This window comes from Pseudoxanthomonas mexicana, from assembly GCF_001556105.1.
Lineage (GTDB): Bacteria > Pseudomonadota > Gammaproteobacteria > Xanthomonadales > Xanthomonadaceae > Pseudoxanthomonas_A > Pseudoxanthomonas_A mexicana_A.
Map to the genome: position 1 here is coordinate 1 of NZ_LSIF01000096.1, position 2,341 is coordinate 2,341.

2 protein-coding genes are annotated in these 2,341 nt (G+C 58.6%); both read right to left on the reverse strand.

Annotated features, from left to right (window positions below):
* Positions 1–1,264: 1,264 nt before the first annotated feature.
* Positions 1,265–1,621, reverse strand: a complete 357-nt coding sequence (locus tag AX730_RS19615; protein WP_407071504.1) for a hypothetical protein — start codon at positions 1,619–1,621, stop codon at positions 1,265–1,267.
* A gap of 491 nt (positions 1,622–2,112) precedes the next feature.
* A partial coding sequence (locus AX730_RS19435; RefSeq protein WP_232310265.1) for a hypothetical protein occupies positions 2,113–2,341 on the reverse strand: 229 nt, incomplete at its 5' end.

Sequence of the window (2,341 nt, forward strand, 5' to 3'; positions counted from 1 at the left end):
CGGTCATTGCCATCAATTATGGCAACCGGATGTCTACGAAAGGCTGGCCGGTCCACCCCGCCCAATGATAGCTAGTCATACCAAAACCCGTCATTGCTGAGCCACCGGCATAGTATCGCTGTGGAGCCCTGAGCCTCAGGCGACGCTGGCCCGAACGCAACGCGATCTGAGCGAGCTTGCTGTAGCAGAACATGGCCTTGAACGATCTTGAGCTGATTCAGAACGCCAAACTGGAACTCACCATCTAACTGTCCGCGGTTGACCATGTCCCGGAGTTTTTCAGCCGCCGCGGCGGCGGCTGGGCGACCGAGGTCGGACTCTCGGATTTGCATGTCTGGCTCGATCTTGCTCTCAGTGTCACTACATAGCGAAGGCTCTGAATCCGTTCCGACAGCGAGGGCAAACGCTAGAAAGAGTGGGATGCTCATAAAGGGGCCTAACGCCTGAATTAAGCCGACCCGCGAAGCGGGTTCGGCTTGAATGAATTGTTAGGTGGCCAGAAATACAAGAAGCCACAAACGAGACCAGCTATACCGCCTGGGACTATGGCCATCTGAAGTCCCTCACTGAGAGATTGTGCGGTATAGGGTGTAGGCGCCAAGAACAGTGATGCAGTTAATGTCCCGATCACGCCGCACATTGGCGCACCCAGGTACCGAGGCAATCTGTAGCGCATCGTCCACGCGATCAGCCCGGTGAGCAAAGCCGGCATCAAGCCAAATACATAGGCAAACAAGGCCATCGCTAACAGTAGATAAGGTCTGAAGGTAAGGCCCGCCGGGTCTTGGATTGCGACGCAAGCCAGCCCAATGAGTGGGCCAACAAGCCCGAATACGAGAAGAGTTCTTAGCAAGCTCGCAATCATGCTGTTTGGCCGCCTAACGCCTGAATTAAGCCGCGCTGCGAAGCGGCGTCGGCTTGAATGAATTGTTAGGCCGCTTTACTTGCATGTAAAGCGACCAATCATTTTGGCAGGCTGATCGTCAATTGCGACCCTGAAGTTTAGCGGCCCATAAACTTGTGCCGCACCGCCACACTTGCTGTCGGCTGCCTTCTGAAACAGGGCGAGCCACACTGGATCTGCTGGATTCTCCGGCGGCCCATCCATCTCGACCTCAAGAGTCTCAGGTTGCTTGGCAGAGCAGCCGAGCAAAACAAAAAAGGCGATGAAAAGATGTCTTCTCATGAGCGTCTGTTTGATTCTTGAGCGGCCTAACGCCTGAATTAAGCCGACCCGCGAAGCGGGTTCGGCTTGAATGAATTGTTAGCCATGCGCTCCGCAGCCAGCGGGAGCCGACTGGGAAATAGCATGGACTGCAGTAAGCCGGTAGACGCCGTCATAGTCGGCGGCGAAGCCGTCAGACGCCTTTGGCTCAGAGCGGCCGGAGGCCTCCACGTAGATGGACTGATATGGCTGCCCGGAGGTGGCGGCAACCTTGTCTCGGAGTTGCTGCAGCAGGGCGGGCTCGCCTACCACCCAGAAAGACTTGGCCGAACCGCACGGCGTAAAACTCTCAACCTCATGTCCCCAGGTGTAGTGGCCTCGAAGGCTCGGAGTGCCCTTAGTCGCGCAAGCGGCAAGCATTGAGAGGGCTGTGGCTGCGAGGAAGTGTCTGCGCATGGCTAACGCCTGAGTTAAGCCGACCCGCGAAGCGGGTTCGGCTTGGACGAATTGTTATGCACCAAGGTAAGCCCGAAGCAGGTTGCCTGCAACGGCTGCGGGATGGCCGGGGGCCGGAAATCACTCAACGCAAGCCCGGAACAACATGAGGCCTGCTGTGTTTGAAGCCGAAACCCGTAGCGCCGCCCATCCGCGCGCCGTGAACTTGGCCGACCACCGCGCGGCGCACACATGATGCAACCGAAGCCAAGACAAGCGAAGCAGGAAAGAACAGCGGAACTGGAACCGTCAACGGCCGATCAGCGCCGACGCCATGAAGAATGCAAAGCCCGATGATGGCCGAAGCCGACCCAACAAGAACGCCCGCCCACGCATAACGCCTGAGTTAAGCCGACCCGCGAAGCGGGTTCGGCTTGGACGAGTTGTTATGCACCAAGGTAAGCCCGAAGCCAGTCGCCTGCAACGGCTGCCGGATGACTGGGGGCCGGAAATCACCGTCCGTTAGCCCGCAGCAGCGAGAGGCCGGCTGCGCTTGAGCCGAAGCCCGCAGCGCCGCCCATCCGCAAGCCGTGATCCTGGACAACAACCGTGCGGCGCGAACACGATGCAACCGAAGCCAAGACAAGCGAAGCAGCAAAAGGCAGCGGAACTGGAGCCGTCAACGACCGATCAGCGCCGACGCCATGAAGAATGCAAAGCCCGATGATGGCCGAAGCCGAC